Origin of the sequence: Streptomyces silaceus, from assembly GCF_001419745.1 — a bacterium.
GTDB classification, from domain to species: domain Bacteria; phylum Actinomycetota; class Actinomycetes; order Streptomycetales; family Streptomycetaceae; genus Streptomyces; species Streptomyces silaceus.
This window is the reverse complement of record NZ_LIRJ01000071.1, coordinates 1-17,934: the sequence shown is the minus strand read 5'-3', so window position 1 is coordinate 17,934 and position 17,934 is coordinate 1. Positions and strand designations below refer to the sequence as shown.

Below are 17,934 nucleotides of genomic sequence, written 5' to 3'. Positions count from 1 at the left end.
GGCACCAGCCTGTCGGGCCGCGTCCGCCCCGCCGAGTGTCAGAAAAGTCGTCGCACGGTACTTTCCTGCCATGAGCCCCGCTGCCCCGCACCGTGTCGTCGCCCTCGTCCACGAGCCCCAGTCCACCTTCGAACTCGCCTGTGCGGCCGAGGTGTTCGGGATCGAGCGGCGCGGCATCAGCACGCGGTACGTGTTCGGCGTCTGCACGGAGCGGCCGGGTCCCCTGGCGACGCGTGCCGGGTACGACATGGCGGTGACCGACGGCCTCGACGCGCTCGACCGGGCCGACACCGTGGTCGTCCCGGGCTGGACCCCCACGGACGAGGCCCCCTCCCCCGCCGTCGCGGACGCCCTGCGGCGCGCGCACGACCGCGGCGCGCGGCTGATCAGCATCTGCTCCGGCGCCTTCGCCCTCGCGCACGCGGGGCTGCTGGACGGGCGGAGCGCGACCACCCACTGGGCCCTCGCGGACGAACTCGCCGCGCGTTTCCCGGCCGTGGAGGTCGATCCCGACGTGCTGTACGTGGACCACGGCGACGTGGCCACCAGCGCGGGGGCCGGCGCGGGCGTGGACCTGTGCCTGCACCTGGTGCGTGCCGACCAGGGCGCCGCGTACGCCGCGCGCGTCGCGCGGAACATGGTGATGCCGCCGCACCGCGAAGGCGGCCAGCTCCAGTACGCGGCGCCCGCGCATCCCGCCCAGTTCGACGGCTCGCTCGCCCCGCTGCTCGCCTGGGCGGCGGAGCGCCTCGCCGAGCCGATCGGCCTGGACGACCTCGCGGCGCACGCGGGCGTCTCGGCGCGTACGCTGGCCCGGCGCTTCGCCGACCAGGTGGGCGTCAGCCCCGGCCAGTGGCTGCTCGGCCAACGCATCTCCCTGGCAAGAGAGTTGCTGGAGTCGACCGACCTCCCTCTGGACGCGGTGGCCCGGCGCTCGGGGCTGTCGTCGGCGACGAATCTCCGCAGGCGTTTCCTGCGCGCCTTGGGCACGACACCCGGCGGTTACCGTCGGGCCTTCCGCACCGCTCCCCAAGATCCCCACTGACCGACAACTACTCTGCGTAGTCACGGAGTTGACCTTCCATCAGTTTCACATCCGCTCCAATCTCCCCGCCGAACGAGGGTACGAACGGCGCTGAGCGGGAACGATGGACGTATGACCTCGGTGCCGCCCAGGACCCCGGTGGCGTCCGGCGCCGGTCTTCGTACGCCGCGCCACCCTTTTTTGACTACTCTCTGTTAAGGAGTAAGGACACTGCTGGACTGGGAAACGGGCACCGCCGACTTCACCTTCGGCCTGCGCCACCGCGTGGTGAACGGCACTGATGTCCTTGCGTTCTGGGGTGAACTCGATGCCTGGGCCGACCAGGAGCTCACCCCCCGCGTAACGGCACTCCTCGACCGCGCCGGCCCCCGGGTCGTCGTGGATCTGCGCGACGTGTCGTTCATGGACGCCGGCGGCCTGCGGCTGCTGGTCCGGATCCGACGGCAGGTCACCGGGAACGACGGCACCGTGTGGCTCGTCCCCGGCAACGCCCGCAACTGGCGTCTGCTGCGGATCACCTCTCTCGACCAGGCGTTCACGGTGCCCGCCTGCGCGCCGGTCCCCTGCGGGCGGACGGGCGCGAGAAGCGGGTTCCGCTGACCCGTCCGAAGCCGAGAACCACCGGGCGGGAGGACTCCGGCACAGGAAGCACGGGAAGCCCCGGCGCATGAAGCGCGGCGCCCGGGGCACTTGGCATCCATGAGTCTCCCCGCGGTGACAGAGGACGGAAAGCGCCTGGCCCGGCGTGCGGCGAAGGGCCGCGGCGTCGCCGCGGTGGCGCGCGCCGGGTTCGTCGGGCGCGGAGTGCTGTACCTGCTCATCGGCGCGCTGGCGCTGCGCATCGCCTTCTTCGACGACGACGGGCGCCAGGCGGACCGAGGCGGCGCCCTGGCCGAGCTGGCGGAGAAGCCGCTCGGGAACGTCATGCTCTGGCTGCTCGGCGCGGCCCTCGCCGGGATGGCGCTGTGGCGGCTCTCGGAAGCGTGCTTCGGGCAGGCGGGCCCCGACGGCCGCAAGGCGAGCAAGCGGGCGATGTCGGCCGGGCGGTTCCTCTTCTACGGTTTCGTGGCGTACTCCGTCCTGGCGTTCGCGGCGGGCGACGAGGGCAGCGGCAGCGGGTCGAGCGACCGGCAGACCAAGGACGTGACCGCCAAGGCCCTCGACTGGCCCGGCGGCCAGTGGATCGTCGCCGCCGCGGGCGCCGGGGTGGTCGGGGCGGGGCTCTGGATCGCCGGGCGCGCGCTGCTGCGGAAGTTCCGCGACCGGCTGCGGTCGGCCGAGATGTCGCGGCGGGTGCGCCGGGGCGCCGACGTCCTCGGGGTCGTCGGCGGCACCGCCAGGGGCATGGTGTTCGCGGTCGCCGGGGGCTTCGCCGTCGCGGCCGCGTTGCAGCACGAACCCGGCGAGGCCAAGGGGTTCGACGACACCCTGCGCTCCTTCGCCGACACCGGCGCCGGGCCCTGGCTGCTCGCGCTGATCGCCGTCGGCCTCGCCGCCTTCGGACTCTTCTCGTGGGTGAACGCGCGCTGGCGCAAGCTCTGACGTAGGGCCGGGAGCAGGCTCCCGTGACGCGCACGGCATGAATCCGGCGGCCGCCCACCGCGCGATCGTCGACACCCCGCCGGACACCTCACGGCCAGACGCCCCGGGTCACACCGCCGCCGGAAACACGAACCGCACCCCGGTCCGCTCCTCCGACACCTCCCACAATCGACGACCCGTCTCCTCGTCGGCCGCGCCGGGGGCCAGTTCCACCCGCTTCGGCCCGCCCCGCAGCTCGGCCATTCCGTCGGGGCCGATGAACTCCCCGCCCCGGACACCCGGATCGGTCGCCGCGAACAGCTGCGACCGCGCGCCGGCGGCCGGGCCCTGGGCGAAGAGCGGGTTGCCGATGCGGCCGAGCAGCACGCGCCACAGGCCGATCGGACCGTCGTGCTGGAGGTTGGTCGCGGTGTAACCCGGGTGGGCGAGGACGCTGCGCACCGGGCTGTCCGCCGCGGTCAGGCGCCGGTGGAGCTCGCGACCGAAGACGGCGTTGGCGAGCTTCGACTGGTTGTAGTAGGCCATCGGCCTGTAGCCGCGCTCGCCGTCGAGATCGTCGAAGAACAGGCGCGCCTGCCGGTGGTTCACCGAACTGACCGTCACCACACGGGAGTCGGGCCCGGCGGCCAGCGTGTCGAGCAGCAGGCCGGTGAGCGCGAAGTGCCCCAGGTGGTTGGCGGCGAACTGCAGCTCGTGGCCCTGCGCGCTCAGCGAGCGGGGCGGCGCCATCACTCCGGCGTTGTTCACGAGGACGTCGAGCCGGGGATGGTCGGCGCGCAGCCGGCCGGCGAAGGCGCGGACGGAGTCGAGGTCGGCGAGGTCGAGGCGGCGCACCTCCAGGCGGGCGTCCGGCTGCTGGGCGGTGATGGCCTCGACGGCCCTGTGGCCCTTCTCCTCGCTCCGCACCGCGAGGATCACGAGCCCGCCCTTGCGGGCGAGTTCGCGGGTGGTGGCCAGGCCGAGACCGCTGTTGGCGCCGGTGACGACGAAGACCCGGCCGGTCTGGTCCGGGATGTGGTCGGTGGTCCATTGCTGCGTCATGCGACACATGCTGCCGTCGTTGGCACTGAGTGTCAATGAGCGCCCGAGTGCCATTCAGGGCATGAAGTGAAGGGGAGCGTGTACGATGGCCGGGTGAGTTCCCGACCCTCCATGACCCTCGCCGAGCGCAAACGCCGCCTCGTCTCGGACGAACTGACCGAGTCGGCGCTGCAGTTGCTGGCGCTCAAGGGGTACGACGCGGTCACCATCGACGAGATCGTGGCCACCGTCGGCGTCTCGCGGCGCACGTTCTTCCGGTACTTCGCGTCCAAGGAGGACGTGGTCGTCCAGTTCCTGGCCGACATGGGCGCCGGCATGCGAGCGGAGCTCGCGGACCGCCCCGCCGAGGAGCGCCCCTCCGCCGCGCTGCTGCACGCGGTCCGGGTTCCGCTCGCCGCCTGCTCCGACCACTCCGACCGGGCGCTTCGCGTGGTGCAGCTGATCCTCGGCACGCCCGCCCTGCTCGGCCGCTTCCTGGAGCGGCAGGCTCAGTGGCGGGACGAACTCACCGCGGAGCTGGCCGACCGCCTGGACCTCGACCCCGCGGCGGAGCTGTACCCGCGGCTGGCCGCCGGGATGGCGCTCAACGCCTTCGACGCCGTGCTCCAGCGCTGGAGCACGAGCGACGGCACCGAGGACCCGGCAGAGCTGCTCGACCGGGCCTTCGAGGTGGTCTCCCCCGCGCTGGACGCCGTCGGGGCGCGGTAGCCCCGGCACGCGGTCGACGGACGTACTGCCCGGCGCCGACGACCGCGTGCCGTTGACGCCCTACGCGGGGCGTGCGCGTGCGGGGCCCTGTCACGCGGCAGGGCCCCGCCTCCGGGACTGGTTCAGGATGTTCCGCGCGGTCTCAGACGACCGCGCCCGTCCCCCTCTCCTTGCGCCTGCGCGCCTCCAACGGGCTGTAGCCGTCCGGGACCTCCCGCGTGCGGCGGCCGCGGGCGGGCGGCGGTGCCGGGTTGCGGCTTTCGAGGGCGACGGCGATCGGGACCGCCGTGAAGACGGTCGACGCCATGCCGACCACGACCCCGGCGATCAGCGCCAGCGAGAAGTCGGCGAGCGAGTCGCCGCCGAGCACGGCCAGCGCGGCCAGGATGAACAGCGCGCCCATGCCCGTGTTCACGGTGCGCGGCAGCGTCTGGACGACCGCGCGGTTCGCGGTGGCCTCCAGGGCGCGGCGCGGGTCGCGGCGTCGCACCTCGCGCACGCGGTCGAAGACGACCACCGTGTCGTTGACCGAGTAGCCGATCACGGTGAGCAGCGCGGCGAGGAAGACGCTGTCGACCGGCTTGCCGAGCCAGGCGAACAGGCCGACCACCAGCACGACGTCATGGACCATCGCGGAGACGGCCGCCGTCGCGAACGTCCAGCGGAACCGCACGCTCAGATAGATCAGCTGCGCGGCGACCGCGATGCCGAGGGCGATCAGCGCCTTCTGCCGCAGCTCGCTGCCGAGGCTCGGGCCGATCTGTTCGTCCCGCTCGACCGTGACGGTCCCGCCGGGCTCGGCGAGGGCGTCCTTGACGCGCTGCTGTTCGGCGTCGGTGAGGCGCTCCGTGCGCACGGTGATGTCGCCGTCCCCGGACTCCTGGACCACGGCGCGCGGGAAGCCCGCGTCCGAGACGGCGCCACGGGCCGTGTCGGCGTCGACGGGCCTGCTGGTGCTGTACTCGACGAGCCGCCCGCCGGTGAACTCGACGCCGAACTCCAGGCCCCGCACCACGATGCCCGCGACGGCCACGGCGACCAGGAGCGCGCTCGCGCCGAGCCAGCGGCGCCGGTGGCGCACCAGGTTCGGGTCGCGGCGGGCCAGCCAGGTGCGCACGCGGCCCGTGGCGGCGATGCCGGTCAGGCCCGGCCGCTTGCGTACGAAGGTCCGGGCGACGGCGAAGTCGGCGAGGACGCGGGTGATGACCAGCGCGGTGAGCATCGAGGCGAGGACGCCGATGCACAGGGTGACGCCGAAGCCCTTGACCGGTCCGGTGGCGAAGAAGAACAGCAGTCCGGCGGCGAGCAACGTCGTCACGTTCGAGTCGACGACCGCGCTCCACGCCTTGGCGAAGCCCGTGCGGACGGGCTTGGCCAGGTCCGTGGAGCGGACGCCGAGATACTCCTCCCGGGCGCGTTCGAAGACGAGGACGTTGGCGTCGACGGCCATGCCGATCGCCAGCACGAACCCGGCGAGTCCGGGCAGGGTGAGCGTCGCGCCGAGCGCCACCAGGGCCGCGTACGAGATGAGGCCGTACAGCGCGAGGGCGAGGGCGGCCAGCGCGCCCATGAGGCGGTAGACGAGGGTGATGAACAGCGCGGTCAGGGCGATGCCGATGACGGCGGCCCAGGTGCTCGCCTCGATGGCGTCGGCGCCGAGCGTCGGGCCGACGGTGCGCTGTTCGACGACGTCCACGGGCACGGGCAGCGCGCCGCCCTTGACGAGCGCGGCCAGGTCGCGGGCCTCCGCCTGGTCGAAGTTGCCGCTGATCTGCGTGGATCCGCCGGTGATGCCGACGTCGCACGGTACGTCCGGGTTGACGCCCGGAGCCGAGATGATCTTGTTGTCGAGGGTGATGGCCACGCGCCGCTCGGGCGCGCCCTGGGATGCGCAGGCCGCGTCGCCGGTGATCTTCGCCCAGGTGTCGCCCGCGCCCTTGCGGAAGTCGAGGGAGACCATCCAGCCGTTGAGGGACTGCTGGTCCAGGACCGCCTCGGCGTCCTTGACCCCCTCGCCGGTGAGAGCGGTGGGGCCGAGGGTGAGGAAGCTGCCGGGCCGGTCGGGGTCGGGCAGGGTGCGGGAGCCGTCGGCGGCGGGCTTCGCCGTGCCCTTGCCGGGCGTCTCCCCCGTGACCGGGTGGACCGTGAGCTGGGCGGTGCGGCCGATGACCTCGGCGGCCTTGCGCGGGTCCTGCACGCCGGGCAGTTCGACGATGATGCGCTTCTCGCCGGAGCGGGCGATGCCGGGTTCGGAGACGCCGAGCGCGTCGACGCGGTGCCGGAGGACCTCCAGGGCGCGGTCGGTGGACGCGGCGTCGGCCTTGACGTCGCGGGTGTCCTGGGTCTCCAGGACGATCTGGGTGCCGCCTCGCAGGTCGAGGCCGAGGCGGGCGGACTGGGTGAGCGCGATGTACAGGGACAGGGCGACGGCGGCGAGCGCCACGATCGCCCGCCACACGGGTGCGCGGGACATGTGTTCTCCACGATGAGGGCAGGACTGGGGGACGCGTGACCGTCCGGCGCGGTGGGCGCCGGGTCAGGCGTCGTGAAGGGTCTGCGTGCTCATCGGTGGGGAGGGCCGCGCGGGGCGGCCGTGGCGAGCGCCCACAGCGGTGGCGCGGGCGCGGCCGAAGGGCGGGCGTCGGGCCCGCCCAGGGCGCCGTGCGGCGCCGTGTCGACGGCCGTGCGGGGCGGGCCCGACGGCTGCGGACCCGGGATGTGGGCGTCGGGCCGGTGCGTGACGGCGACGTGGAGCGCGGGGATGTCGTGCGGCCCCGGTGCCTCTCCGGCGTGCGCCGCCACCGTGTGCCGGTCGAGCGGTGCGTCGCCCGGCATGCCGACCGCCGCAGCGGACGGGACGAACAGGGTGAGGACCGTGACGACGAACGTCAGCGCGGACACGGCCAGGCGCGCGGAGCGGCTCTGCTGCGGCACGCGTTCCCCCGTCCCCTCGGTGCTCGTCGGGTGCGCACGGCGTGGCCCCGCCCTGCTCAACGCACCGGCCACCCCGGACCGTTCCGCGTTCCGCGAAAACGTCAGATTCCGTGTTCCACCAGGCTGGTGGGCACCACGATCCGGCGGGCCGGCCGGGGCGCGGCAGCGGCCCCGGACCTCCTGTCCGCCAGCCTCCCGGCGAGGAGGCGGCCCGCCGCGCGGCCGAGTTCGTCGCTGTCGTACGCGACGAGGGTCAGGGCGATACCGAGCGCGTCGGCGAGTTCGAAGTCGTCGAAGCCGGCGAGGGCGACATCCGGTCCGCCGGCGGCGCCCAGGGCACGGATCGCGCGGAACGCGCCGATCGTGTTGCGGTTGTTGGAGCAGAACAGCGCGGTGGGCGGGTCGGGCAGCGCGAGGAGCTCGGCCGCCGCGCGCGTGGCCTCGGCCGGTTCGGTCTGGCCCTGGCGCACGAGACGGGCGTCGACGGAGAGATCCGCGCCGGCGAGGGCGGCCGCGTAGCCGCGCAACCGCTCCGTGCCGGTGTGCACGGCGGGCGGTGACCCGATGAAGCCGATGCGGCGGTGGCCGCGGTCCAGGAGGCGGGCCGTGGCGGCGCGGGCGCCGCCGAAGTCGTCGACCAGGACGCAGTCCGCGGCGAAGCCCTCGGGCGGGCGGCTGGCGAGCACCACGGGTACGCCGTCGGCCGCCGCCGCGGCGAGGTGGCGCTGCTCGGCGCCCGCGGGGACGGCGATGATGCCGTCGACGCGGCGGGCCACGAGGTCGGCGACGAGTTCCCGCTCGGCGTCCGGGTCCTGCCCGGTGTTGCCGATGACGGTCTTGAGGCCGTGCCCGGCGACCACGGAGTCCACGCCGAGGGCCAGGCGCGAGTAGAAGGGGTTGGCGAGGTTGGTGACGACGAGTCCGACCAGACCGCTGCCGCGCCCGAGCCGGAGACTGCGGGCGACCTCGTTCGGGCGGTAGCCGAGGGCGTCGGCCGCGGCACGGACGCGCTCGCGGGTCGCGGGCAGCACCTGCGGGTCGTCGCGCAGTACGCGGGAGGCCGTCATCGCGCTGACGCCGGCGCGCTCGGCGACGTCGCGCAGGGTGGGCTGACCGCTCGTGGGGTCGCGCCGCGGCCGACCGCGGTGCGGATCCTGCGGTCCGGGCATGGTGCGGGTGTCCTTCCGTTCCGTTCGACACGAAGGGCGCGTGTGCCGGGAGCAGGTGTGCGGGGCGGCACCGCGGTGCGCGGCGCCGGTTCAGTGCGCCGCGGACGCGTGCGCCGCCGCGCCGACGAGCGCCGCGTCCTGGCCGAGCGCCGCGACGCGCAGCGTGACCGGAGTATCCCCCAGCCCGGCGCGCAGCGCGGGACGGAGCAGGTCCCAGGAGGCCGCCATGGCGCCGCCGACGACGAGCGACGTCGCGTCGAACTGCCGCAGGAAGGGCGCGAGGACGGCGCCGAGCACCGCGAACGCGCCGTCGAGGACGTCGCGCGCCCGCCGCTCCCCCGCCCGCGCGCGGTCCGCGATGTCACTCACGTCCAGGGCGCCGTCCGCCCCGGCGCCGTAGCGCGCGAGGATCGCGCGCCGGGACACCGAGTCCTCCAGGGGCCGGCCGCCCGCCGTGACGAGATCCACGCGGCCCTGCGGCGGCACGCCCGGCCCGTCGTGGCGGACGTCGCCGCCGACGGCGAACGCCGAACCGATGCCCGTGCCCAGAGTGATGCCGACGCACCGGTGGTGGCCGCGCGCGGCGCCCCAGCGCCACTCCCCGAGCAGGAACGCGTGCGCGTCGTTGAGGAACACCACCTGCGCGGGACGCGGCCGGATGCCGTCGAGGAGGGCCGCCCGCACGTCGACGCCGTAGAGGTCGTCGAACTTGCCGACGCCCCTGAAGCGGGCGATGCCCTCGGCGTGGTCGAAGGGACCGGGCACGGCGACGCCCCACGCCTGGCCGGCGGGGGCGTCCAGTTCGCCGGCGCAGCGGACGACGGCGCCGAGGATCTGCTCGGCCGTTCCCCGCGCATCGAGCGGGCGGCGCACCCGCCGCGTCACGCTCGCCGTCGCGGGATCGGCGAGGGCCGCCGTCACATGGGTGCCGCCGATCTCCAGGACGGGCCTCATACGTGCTCGCCGGGCGGGTCCCGCCGCACCAGCGCCTTGACGACCCGGACCGGTCCTTCACCGATCGCCGCGAGCCGGTAGGGGCCGACCGCCGCGGGCACGGTCAGCGTCTCCGCGTACGACAGGAGATGCCGCTCGCCCGCGCCCGTGGTCAGCATGACGCCCTCGCCCGCGACCACGTTGAGCACGTGGAAGCGGCCCTCGGTGTCGTCGTCGGCCACGGCGTCGGTCTCCAGGGTGTGGCGCCTGACCTCGTAGAACATCTCCGGGAGCGCGCCGAGGAGTTCCTCGTACCAGCCCGCGCCCTCGCGCAGGGTGCGCGGCTCCTGCACGAGGTCCCGTGCGACGGCGGCGCCGCGGCGGCCGGTCTCCAGGTTGGCGAGGCCGTGTTCGTACGGGAGCGGGCGGGGCCTGCCGTCGGCGTCGGGGCGCAGCCAGTCGTAGAAGCGCAGGGAGTAGAGGTAGGGGGTGGCGCTGATCTCCAGGACGAGGTTGCCCGCGCCGCTGGCGTGCGGGGTGCCGGCCGGGATCATGAAGAGGCGGCCCTGGTGGGCGGGGAAGGTCATGACGTGGTCCTCGGGGTCCATGGGCACCCCGTCGTGCGCGGCCTCCTCGATCTCCTTGCGGAAGCGGTCCAGGTCGGCGTCCTCGCGCAGGCCGAGGAAGACGCGGGTGTCCGGGCGGCCGAGGGCCATGTAGTACGTCTCGTGCTGCGTGTAGGACCAGCCGAACCGCTCCTTCATGTACGGCTCTTTGGGGTGGCAGTGCACCGAGAGGTTGCCGCCGCCCACGGTGTCGAGGTAGTCGAAGCGGATCGGGAAGGACGTGCCGAAGCGGGCGCTGACGGCCGGTCCGAGCAGGTCATCGGCGTGCAGGACGCACAGCAGCTGGAACGGGATCTCGGCCCGCTGTCCCGCGTGGGTGCCGATGACGACGCCCGCTTCGGGGGCGATGAGTTCGTAGCCGAGGGCCGTGTTGCGGGCGCCGGGGGCGAAGCCGAGCCTGCGCTGCGCCCAATGCCCGCCCCAGGGCGTCGAGTTGAAGTAGGGGCAGGTGCGCACGGGGCGGCGGGCGAGCGAGGAGAGGGAGGCGCGCAGCCCGTCGCCGTCGACATAGGTCGGCCGGTCGCCGTCCTGGACGTCGAGCCAGCCGTCGACGCGGGGCGCGAGGGCGTCGCGATGGCGGTCGAGGACGGGCCAGTCGACGTAGAAGAGACGCCGCAACTCGGGCCTCTCGCCGGGCAGTCCGAGGTTGCGGCCGGTTCCGGCGGCGACGGCCGCCTCGGCGTACCGCTTGGGCAAGTCGGCGTACCAGAGCAGGTCGTGCGGCAGGAGGGCTGCGCCGGGGCCGTGGACGAGCAGCAGTTCGCGGCCCGTCGGCGGGGCGGGGCGCGGCAGTTCGTCGAAGAGGTCCCGCAGCGGGGTCTCGGCGAGCCGGCAGTAGTAGGGGTCCTCGGTGTCCCGGGCGGATTCGGTGCGGCGGCGCACCTCGGTGGGCAGGGCGTGGTGGGTGCGCAGGTCGAGGGTGCGCACGGTGGTGCCGAGCGCGGCCAGTTCCTCGGTGAGCCGTACGGCGAGGGCGTCCCAGTCCACCGTCGGCGGCCCGTCGACGGCCACGGTCGCCGATCCGTGGGGCAGTTGCGCGGCGACGGCCTGCCAGCCGGTGGCGAGGACGGTCCCCGGCGCGGGGGCATAGCGGGGGTCGAGCCGGTACACACGTTCTCCTTCGTACGACGTACGGGACCAAGGGTCGGGGCGGTCGTCAGGGACGGGGGCGGTTCTCAGGGACGTACGAAGGGATCCGCGGAGGGGGACGCGTCGGGGCGGATGAAGAGGACCGCCGCGGTGCCGAGCGCGGGCACGTCGACCGCCACCTCACCTTGCGCACAAGCCAGTTGACCGCCCGGCGTGCCGAGATAGTCGGCGCGGTGCGCGGCGGCGAAGGGGAAGTGCGCGCGCACGGGGCAGGCCACGGGCTCCTCGGCGAACGACTGGAGCCGCAGCAGGACCTGTCCCGTCCGTGGCACGGTGGCGCCGACGAGCCGGATCCGTGGGTCGCCGAGGTCGGCGAAGCGGTGTCCGTCCGCCGCGCCGCCCGGGATCCCCCTCGCCCGGACGGCGCGCATCGGGCGACTCCATGCCGCGGCCGTCGCCGGACCGAGGCCGTCGGCGGTGGAGCCGCTGGCCAGGCTGTAACGGAAGGTGAACTCGAAGCCCTGCTCGCTGGGGAAGTTGGTGTCCCAGAGGTTGTTGTGGATCCAGGAGAAGACGGTGGCGGGCTCGTCCTGGGCCATCGTCCTGGGGAACGGCGCGTAGGGCAGGGCGATGTTGCCGAACTGGACGAGCGGCGCGTCCTGGGTGGACCAGGCCACCGCGAGGCCGTCCTCCTGGAGCGTCACCCAGCGCCGCACCGCCCGCATGTGCAGCGCGGAGCCCGGAACGACGGGCAGTCCGCTGCCGGTGACACCGCCGGAGGCCTCCATGCGCACGGCCGGGTCGTCGAAGGCGAAGGGGAACGCGAAGTAGGCGCTCTCCTTGCCCAGCCGGGCGTCCTTGTCGAGCCGGTTCTCGATGTCCAGGCGGGCCACGCCGTGCGGCAGGGTGAGCGTCGTGCGCAGCCGGTTGGCGCCGGCCGGGCGGGTCTCGTACGTGATCGACTCGGCGGTGGCGGTGGAGCGCCGCGCGATGAGCGCGGCGGGCGGGGCCACGGCGCGGGCACCGAGGTGTTCGAGACGGTCGGAGGCCGTGGTGCGGCTGGAGTTGTGGTTGAAGGCGCCCGCGGTGGTGTAGCTGTCGTGGACGTAGCCGTTGAAGCCGACGATGGCGTCCTCGCGCACGAGTTCGCGGCCGGTCCGTTTGTCGACGACGGAGGCGACGCAGGCACGCGCGAGGTCGACGCGGACGGCGAGGTGCTCGTTCTCCACGAGCGTCGGGTCGGGGTGGGCGAGCGCCGCGGCGGCGGACTCGGCGGGGTCCTCGCGTTCGGTGCCGCCGGTCGGGTTCCATCCGGTGGCGGCCTTCACGGTCGTGGTGCGCCCGTCCCGGCCGGTGTCGTCGGCCTCGGTGACGACGTCCAGGCGCACGGTCCCCGCGGGCCGCACGTCGTCGACGCGGACGAGCAGGAAACGCCCGGCGTCGCGGTGGTCGTCGTTGGTCTGCGGCCGTTCCTCGTGGGCCAGCGGGCGCCCGTAGCGGGCGTCGACGACGCTCACGCGCCGCTCCAGGGGCACGGTGCTCTCCGGCAGGAAGACGCGGACGACGTCGGTACGCGTCCAGGAGCAGGTGTTGACGACGTGGTACGTCGCGGCCGCGTCCGGCGAGGCCGCGAGCCGCTGTCCGAGGCGGGCGCTCGCGCGGGCCAGCAGCGCCTCGCCGTCGTCGTGGGCGCGCATGGCCTGTCCGTACTTCCAGTGCCACTGGTGCTCGCCGGAGTGGCCGCCCTCGTCGCCGTGCGTCCACGGGTCGCCGGCGCCCCAGGTGTGCTCGTCGAAGAGCGACACCGCCTCGTAGACCCCGGCGGCGTCCGCGCTGTCGTCCTCGGCCCCCGTGGCGCCGAGGAGGGCGGCGAACGTGCCGATGGTCTGGGCGTCGGCGACCACGGACTGGGCGGTCCTGGCCAGGGACAGCGGGCGCGCCCCTGAGCCGACCCCGTCGGCCCACCAGTCGGTCCAGTCGCCCTCGAAGGTCCGGATCTCACCGCCGAGCCTGGCCTCGGCGTCGGTGAAGAAGTCCTCGTTGCGCGAGAGCCGCAACTGCGGGTAGGCCCAGGTCTCGTTCCAGCGGCGGACGGTGTCGGCGATGATGCGGCGCGGCGGCGCGTTGTCGCCGAACGTGCCCTGGACGCGCAGGTGGAGCACGTCCCAGGGGTAGGGCTCGCGCTTGACCTCGGTGTGGTCCATCGCCCAGCCGAAGATGCCGCCGCGGTAGGGGTAGGGATGGGTGGCCAGGGACGTCAGGTAGGCGGGCAGCAGGTCGTCGACGTCGGCGTAGGCGGTGTCGAAGCCGAGAAGGGGGCCTTCCATGTAGGCGAGGCCGTGGGGGGTGTCGGTCACCCACACGAGGACGCTGTTGCCGCTGGGGGCGCGCCAGCGGAAGAGGCGGGGCAGCTTCTCGCCGCCCACCAGGTGGGGCACGGAACGTCCGGCCCAGTTGTGCGCCACGGACAGGTACTTCACGCCGGCCGCCGCGAGCGCGTCGACGAGCCCGACGACCGCGCCGGGCACGTCGGTCTGCATGGCGGAGGTGACGTCGACGCCGTGCGCGTCGCGCACCTCGCGGGCCAGGCGCAGGAGTTCGTGCAGCTCGTCGGTGGAACAGGTCTCGGTGTGCAGGTTGAACGGCAGCGCGGTCAGCTCGATGCGGCCCTCGCGGACCCGGCGGACCAGCTCCTGGACCTGCTCGGCGGGGCGGGCGTCCGCCCACTGCCGGAAGGACCACAGCGACTCGACGCACCAGCGGAACCGCGACTCGGCGGGCCAGTCGTCGGTGGCGCGGGTCAGCTCCAGACAGGAGTCGAGGAACGACAGGTGCTCGGCGAGGACACGGCCCTGCGGGTCGGTGTACCCGATGTCGAGGTGGGAGTGGTGGACGAGGTGCAGGGTCCACTGACGCTGCGGGGTCAGGGGTACGTCGATGCCGTCCCGGTCGCCGGGGCGGCCGACGGTGACGCGGGTGGCGGAGGCGACGGCGGGCAGCAGGAGCCGCGCCGAGCGGCCGGGCCCGGCGACGCGCTCGCAGCGCAGAGGGGTGCCGGACTCCGTACGTACGCTCAACTCCTCGGGCAGCGCCGCGCCGTTGACGGGTTCGACGCGCAGCGACTGCAGGAGCGTGCCGTCGTCGGCGCGGCGCAGCAGGGGCTCCTCGGTCAGGCGCAGCGTGGTGCCGTCCGGCAGGCCGCCCTCCGCGCTCACCACACTGGACCGCAGGCTGTCGCGTATCCGGTCGTTGTCCCAGTCGGTGGTGCGGACCAGTGCCCGTGTCGTCATGCGGATCGCTCCCGGGGAAGGCGGTGGGGTCGGGTCGGCGGGCGGATGCGGTGGGGTCGGTCAGCGGGCGGACGCGGTGATGCCGCGCAGGAACAGGCCGCGGAACACCAGGAAGAGGAGGAGCGTCGGCACGGACACGATGAGCGCGCCGGCCAGGATGACGGGCGGTCCGGACGAGGCGTAGGCGTTGTTGAGGGTGGTCAGGGCGGCCATGACCGGCTGGACGTCGGGGCTGCGGCTGAGGGTGATGCCGAGCAGCAGGTCGTTCCAGACGGCCGTGAACTGGAAGATGAAGGCCGCGCCGAGGCCCGCCTTCATCAGCGGCACATGGATGCGCCAGAAGATCCGTTGGAAGGATGCGCCGTCGATCAGCGCGGCCTCCGTCAGCTCCGGTGACATCTGCGTCATCTGATTTCGGATCAGGAAGAAGGCGAAGGGCACCGCCCACGCGGTGTAGACGAGCATCAGGCCGAGCCGGGTGTCGTACAGGTCGGCGTCCGCGTACAGGCCGAAGAGCGGGGCGAGGAACATCTGGAGCGGGAAGAGCGTGCCGGAGTAGATGAGCCAGAACCAGAACGCGGGTTTCGGGATGGGCAGGACGACGACCGCGAAGGCCGCCATCGCCGCGACCAGGACGGCGACGAGTCCGCAGACGACGGCGTAGAGCAGCGAGGCCTGGAAGCTCTCGCCGATGCCCGCGACGTCCCAGGCCGTCTTCACGTTGTCCCACAGAGCGAAGCCCTGGACCCTCCACTCGGGCCTGCCCGCGTACTCGGCCGCCGGGGTCAGGGCGTTGACGATCAGCAGGTAGAGCGGGACCAGCCAGAGCACCACGCATCCGGCGACGAACGCGTTGCGTACCGCGCGCCCCATGCGACTCGCCTCCTCAGCTCTTCGCCGTGCCGGTGTCGGGCATCTGGCGGCGCAGATACATCCAGGACGAGGCGACGACGATCACCGAGAGGACGAGCGCGATCGCCGAGCCGTAGCCCACGTGGAACAGCCGGAACGTCTCGCGGTACATGCTCAGCGCGAGGGTCTCCGAGGAGCGGGACGGGCCGCCCTTGGTGAGGATCCAGATCATGTCGAAGGCCTTGAGGCTGTTCACGATGGCCATGCCGACCACCACGACGGTCACGGCGCGCAGCTGGGGCAGGGTGACGTACCGGAACATGCGCCAGCCGCTCGCGCCGTCCAGTGCGGCGGCCTCGACGGTCTCGCGCGGGATGGCGCGCAGCCCGATCGCGAAGAGGACCACATTCAGGCCGGTCGCCTGCCAGGTGCTCGCGACGATCATCGCGAGGGTGTTCTGCGGCCACTCCAGGAGCCAGGTCTGCGTCCACCCGTCCAGGCCGACGCCGCGCAGCACCTGGTTGACCGCGCCGTCGGAGGTGAGCATGAAGTTCCACAGGACGGCGGTGGCGGCGCCCGAGACCGCGAACGGCAGCACGACGACGAGCTGGGCGATGCCGCCGAACCGCGTCCGGTGCGTGGCCACGGCGATGAGGAGTCCGGCGAGCACCGGCAGCAGCAGGGTGCCCGCCACCCACATCAGGGTGTTGAGCACGGACCGGCCGAAGACGGGGTCGTCGGTGAGCCGCGCGTAGTTGTCGAACCCGGTGAAGCTGCTGGTGAAGCCGTTGTCCTCGAAGAAGCTGCCGTAGACGCCGCGGAAGAAGGGGTAGACGAGGAGGACGCCGACGAACACGAAGGCGGGCAGCGCCCAGGGCAGGGCGGCGAGGGGGCCGCCGAGCCTGCCGCTGCCCGCCTTCGCGGCCTGGTGCGGGGTGCGGATCGGCACCCGGCGGCGGACGCGTGCGGGCTTCGCCGCGCCGGGCGCGGGGGTCACGGTCCCGGTCATGTCTCCTCCGCCTCCCGCCACACCTTCCACGCATCGTCGGCGCGGTCCTGCATGGTCCGCAGCGTCGTGCGGTACGACGACGGGTCCAGCAGGAATCCGGCGAGGTCGTCGACGGTCGCCTCGACGAGTTCGGGCGGGCCCTGCTCCCAGAACCGGTTGAGCAGCCACAGCTTGTCGCCGCGCACCTGCTTGGCGAGTCCTTTGATCACGGGGTTCGCGGGCTCGACCTCGGGGTTGGGGCAGCCGTCCTGGAGGGTGTGCGAGAACGCCGTCATGACCTTGGGGTGCAGCCAGTTCCCGGTCGCCTCGATCGCCTCGGCGCGGTCGGGACCCTTGACGGTGGCGACGAGGGCGCTGGACTCGAAGATGACGCTGGGCCGGGCCGAGGAGTCGGCCATGGGCAGCACGAACGCGCCGACGTTCTCGCCGGGTCTGCCGCCCGCCGCCGCGAGGGTGGAGCCGAGCCAGGTGCCGCAGGGCACCATGCCGACCTTGCCGTGGAGCATCGCGGCGGCCGCGTCGTTGTGGTTCATGTCCATGGGCGTGAACCAGTCCTTGTCGAAGAAGGACGCGATGGTGCGCAGGGCGCGTTCGGCGCGGGGGTCGGTGTAGCGCTCGCGGCCGTTCATCAGGTTCTGGTAGAAGCGCGGGTCCTGGCGGCTGAGGATCTCCTGGAACCAGATGAAGGAGGGCCAGCGCCCGTCGGCCGTGCCGTGCAGCGGGGTGACGCCGTCCTTCTTCAGGCGCGCACAGGCGGCGAGGAATCCGGCCCAGGTCCGCGGGGCGCGCAGCCGGTGCTCGCGGAAGACCTCGGGGTTGTAGTGGACGACCCAGTACGCGAGGTTCATCGGCAGGCCGTAGACACGCCGGCGGTAGGTGAACGCGTCGCGGAGCGAGGTGTCGACCCAGCCCTTGGCAGCGGCGCGGTCCCACTGGCGGGTGAGGTCGACGATGCCGCCGGTGCGGGCGAGGTCCTGCAAACGGTACCCGGACCAATACTTGAGCATGTCCGGTGTCCTGCTGGTCCGCAGCGAGGACTTGACGATCTGCTCGAACGACTCCAGGGAGGGGTTGACCTCGGGCACCAGGCGCAGCGCCGCCACCGACTTCATCGCCGCGCCCGCGGCGGCCATCGGTTTCTCCCACGCCGCGCTGTCGCCGAGGACGGCGACCCGGCCCGGAGGCTGCCCCTCCGCGGCGCCGCACGCGGTGGCGAGGGGCGCGGCAGCGGCGGCCAGGAGCAGGGCGCGGCGGGACACCGAGGACTTCGGGCCACTCGGCCACAGGGCCGGACCGCCCGGCGAAGGATGACGACTACCTGACATGGATGACTCCCTCAGGCGTGCCTCAGCCCGTTGTTATCGTTAACACGGGCGTCATGGAGCATCACCGCGGGTGCGTCGGATGTCAATGGTTCGCGTCAAGGGGCCACGCCTTGCGGCCGAAGGGGGCACACACCTTGCGGCCGAAAGGGCCGCGCCTCGGGGCCGAAGGGGACGTGCTCGGCGACCGCGGGCCGCACACCGCCCCAACTCCCCTCCGTGGCACGCCCCTTCAGTGGCCCGGAGTCAGGCGCTCGATCTCCTGAACGACGTACTGGGCGTGCGGCTTCACCTGCGGCAGCAGGTCCTCCCAGCGCTCCTCCTCGTCACCGAGATAGACGGCGCGGGCGCGCGCGAGCACCGGCCGGTGCTCG

General features: G+C 73.5%; 15 protein-coding genes. 4 read left to right on the top strand and 11 right to left on the bottom strand.

Annotated elements, in window-relative coordinates:
* Window positions 1–70 precede the first annotated feature (70 nt).
* From AOK22_RS08390 to AOK22_RS08380, 3 genes are all read left to right on the top strand, one after another.
* On the top strand, window positions 71–1,045 hold the full coding sequence (locus AOK22_RS08390; RefSeq protein WP_055697961.1) for a helix-turn-helix domain-containing protein: 975 nt from the start codon (window positions 71–73) through the stop codon (window positions 1,043–1,045).
* Window positions 1,046–1,309: 264 nt separating this feature from the next.
* Window positions 1,310–1,645 carry an STAS domain-containing protein gene (locus tag AOK22_RS08385; RefSeq protein WP_055697960.1) on the top strand — a complete coding sequence of 112 codons (336 nt, stop codon included), beginning with the start codon at window positions 1,310–1,312 and terminating at the stop codon, window positions 1,643–1,645.
* 99 nt (window positions 1,646–1,744) lie between these two features.
* Window positions 1,745–2,587, top strand: a complete 843-nt coding sequence (locus AOK22_RS08380) for a DUF1206 domain-containing protein (protein WP_055697959.1) — start codon at window positions 1,745–1,747, stop codon at window positions 2,585–2,587.
* Window positions 2,588–2,695: 108 nt separating this feature from the next.
* Here the strand turns inward: AOK22_RS08380 and AOK22_RS08375 are convergent, their stop codons facing one another.
* Window positions 2,696–3,628, bottom strand: coding sequence for an oxidoreductase (locus AOK22_RS08375; protein ID WP_055697958.1), 933 nt, complete (start codon window positions 3,626–3,628; stop codon window positions 2,696–2,698).
* Window positions 3,629–3,739: 111 nt separating this feature from the next.
* Between AOK22_RS08375 and AOK22_RS08370 the strand changes: the two genes are divergently transcribed.
* On the top strand, window positions 3,740–4,336 hold the full coding sequence (locus AOK22_RS08370) for a TetR family transcriptional regulator (RefSeq protein WP_055697957.1): 597 nt from the start codon (window positions 3,740–3,742) through the stop codon (window positions 4,334–4,336).
* A gap of 142 nt (window positions 4,337–4,478) precedes the next feature.
* On the opposite strand, the gene secD is transcribed toward AOK22_RS08370, so the two are convergent.
* The 10 genes from secD to AOK22_RS40760 all read right to left on the bottom strand — a co-directional run bounded on the left by secD (window position 4,479) and on the right by AOK22_RS40760 (window position 17,921).
* The gene (gene secD / locus AOK22_RS08365) at window positions 4,479–6,809 is read right to left on the bottom strand and encodes a protein translocase subunit SecD (protein ID WP_055697956.1); all 2,331 of its coding nucleotides are present in this window, start codon (window positions 6,807–6,809) and stop codon (window positions 4,479–4,481) included.
* 89 nt (window positions 6,810–6,898) lie between these two features.
* Window positions 6,899–7,270, bottom strand: coding sequence for a hypothetical protein (locus AOK22_RS08360; RefSeq protein ID WP_055697955.1), 372 nt, complete (start codon window positions 7,268–7,270; stop codon window positions 6,899–6,901).
* A gap of 101 nt (window positions 7,271–7,371) precedes the next feature.
* Window positions 7,372–8,439, bottom strand: coding sequence for a LacI family DNA-binding transcriptional regulator (locus tag AOK22_RS08355; protein WP_055697954.1), 1,068 nt, complete (start codon window positions 8,437–8,439; stop codon window positions 7,372–7,374).
* Window positions 8,440–8,529: 90 nt separating this feature from the next.
* Window positions 8,530–9,393, bottom strand: coding sequence for an ROK family protein (locus AOK22_RS08350; RefSeq protein ID WP_055697953.1), 864 nt, complete (start codon window positions 9,391–9,393; stop codon window positions 8,530–8,532).
* Window positions 9,390–11,108, bottom strand: coding sequence for a class I mannose-6-phosphate isomerase (locus tag AOK22_RS08345; protein ID WP_055697952.1), 1,719 nt, complete (start codon window positions 11,106–11,108; stop codon window positions 9,390–9,392). The genes AOK22_RS08350 and AOK22_RS08345 overlap by 4 nt, the downstream gene beginning before the upstream one ends.
* 65 nt (window positions 11,109–11,173) lie before the next feature.
* Window positions 11,174–14,377, bottom strand: coding sequence for a glycoside hydrolase family 38 N-terminal domain-containing protein (locus tag AOK22_RS08340; RefSeq protein ID WP_055697951.1), 3,204 nt, complete (start codon window positions 14,375–14,377; stop codon window positions 11,174–11,176).
* A gap of 60 nt (window positions 14,378–14,437) precedes the next feature.
* Window positions 14,438–15,250: a carbohydrate ABC transporter permease gene (locus AOK22_RS08335; protein WP_055697950.1), complete on the bottom strand. Its 813-nt coding sequence runs from the start codon at window positions 15,248–15,250 to the stop codon at window positions 14,438–14,440.
* Window positions 15,251–15,263: 13 nt separating this feature from the next.
* Window positions 15,264–16,238 (bottom strand): carbohydrate ABC transporter permease, encoded by a 975-nt coding sequence (locus AOK22_RS08330; protein WP_055697949.1) that lies wholly within the window; start codon window positions 16,236–16,238, stop codon window positions 15,264–15,266.
* Complete coding sequence (locus tag AOK22_RS08325; protein WP_055697948.1) at window positions 16,235–17,563, bottom strand: ABC transporter substrate-binding protein; 1,329 nt, start codon at window positions 17,561–17,563, stop codon at window positions 16,235–16,237. The genes AOK22_RS08330 and AOK22_RS08325 overlap by 4 nt, the downstream gene beginning before the upstream one ends.
* Before the next feature lie 229 nt (window positions 17,564–17,792).
* Window positions 17,793–17,921, bottom strand: coding sequence for a DUF4111 domain-containing protein (locus AOK22_RS40760; protein ID WP_244164720.1), 129 nt, complete (start codon window positions 17,919–17,921; stop codon window positions 17,793–17,795).
* Window positions 17,922–17,934: the final 13 nt, after the last annotated feature.

What these genes read in the sequence shown, in the direction of transcription:
- AOK22_RS08375 (WP_055697958.1), bottom strand. Translation starts at nt 3,628, where the DNA reads ATGACGCAGCAATGGACCACCGACCACATCCCGGACCAGACCGGCCGG.
- AOK22_RS08340 (WP_055697951.1), bottom strand. Translation starts at nt 14,377, where the DNA reads ATGACGACACGGGCACTGGTCCGCACCACCGACTGGGACAACGACCGG.
- AOK22_RS08350 (WP_055697953.1), bottom strand. Translation starts at nt 9,393, where the DNA reads ATGAGGCCCGTCCTGGAGATCGGCGGCACCCATGTGACGGCGGCCCTC.
- AOK22_RS08330 (WP_055697949.1), bottom strand. Translation starts at nt 16,238, where the DNA reads ATGACCGGGACCGTGACCCCCGCGCCCGGCGCGGCGAAGCCCGCACGC.
- AOK22_RS08325 (WP_055697948.1), bottom strand. Translation starts at nt 17,563, where the DNA reads ATGTCAGGTAGTCGTCATCCTTCGCCGGGCGGTCCGGCCCTGTGGCCG.
- AOK22_RS08370 (WP_055697957.1), top strand. Translation starts at nt 3,740, where the DNA reads ATGACCCTCGCCGAGCGCAAACGCCGCCTCGTCTCGGACGAACTGACC.
- secD (WP_055697956.1), bottom strand. Translation starts at nt 6,809, where the DNA reads ATGTCCCGCGCACCCGTGTGGCGGGCGATCGTGGCGCTCGCCGCCGTC.
- AOK22_RS08335 (WP_055697950.1), bottom strand. Translation starts at nt 15,250, where the DNA reads ATGGGGCGCGCGGTACGCAACGCGTTCGTCGCCGGATGCGTGGTGCTC.
- AOK22_RS08380 (WP_055697959.1), top strand. Translation starts at nt 1,745, where the DNA reads ATGAGTCTCCCCGCGGTGACAGAGGACGGAAAGCGCCTGGCCCGGCGT.
- AOK22_RS08390 (WP_055697961.1), top strand. Translation starts at nt 71, where the DNA reads ATGAGCCCCGCTGCCCCGCACCGTGTCGTCGCCCTCGTCCACGAGCCC.
- AOK22_RS08355 (WP_055697954.1), bottom strand. Translation starts at nt 8,439, where the DNA reads ATGCCCGGACCGCAGGATCCGCACCGCGGTCGGCCGCGGCGCGACCCC.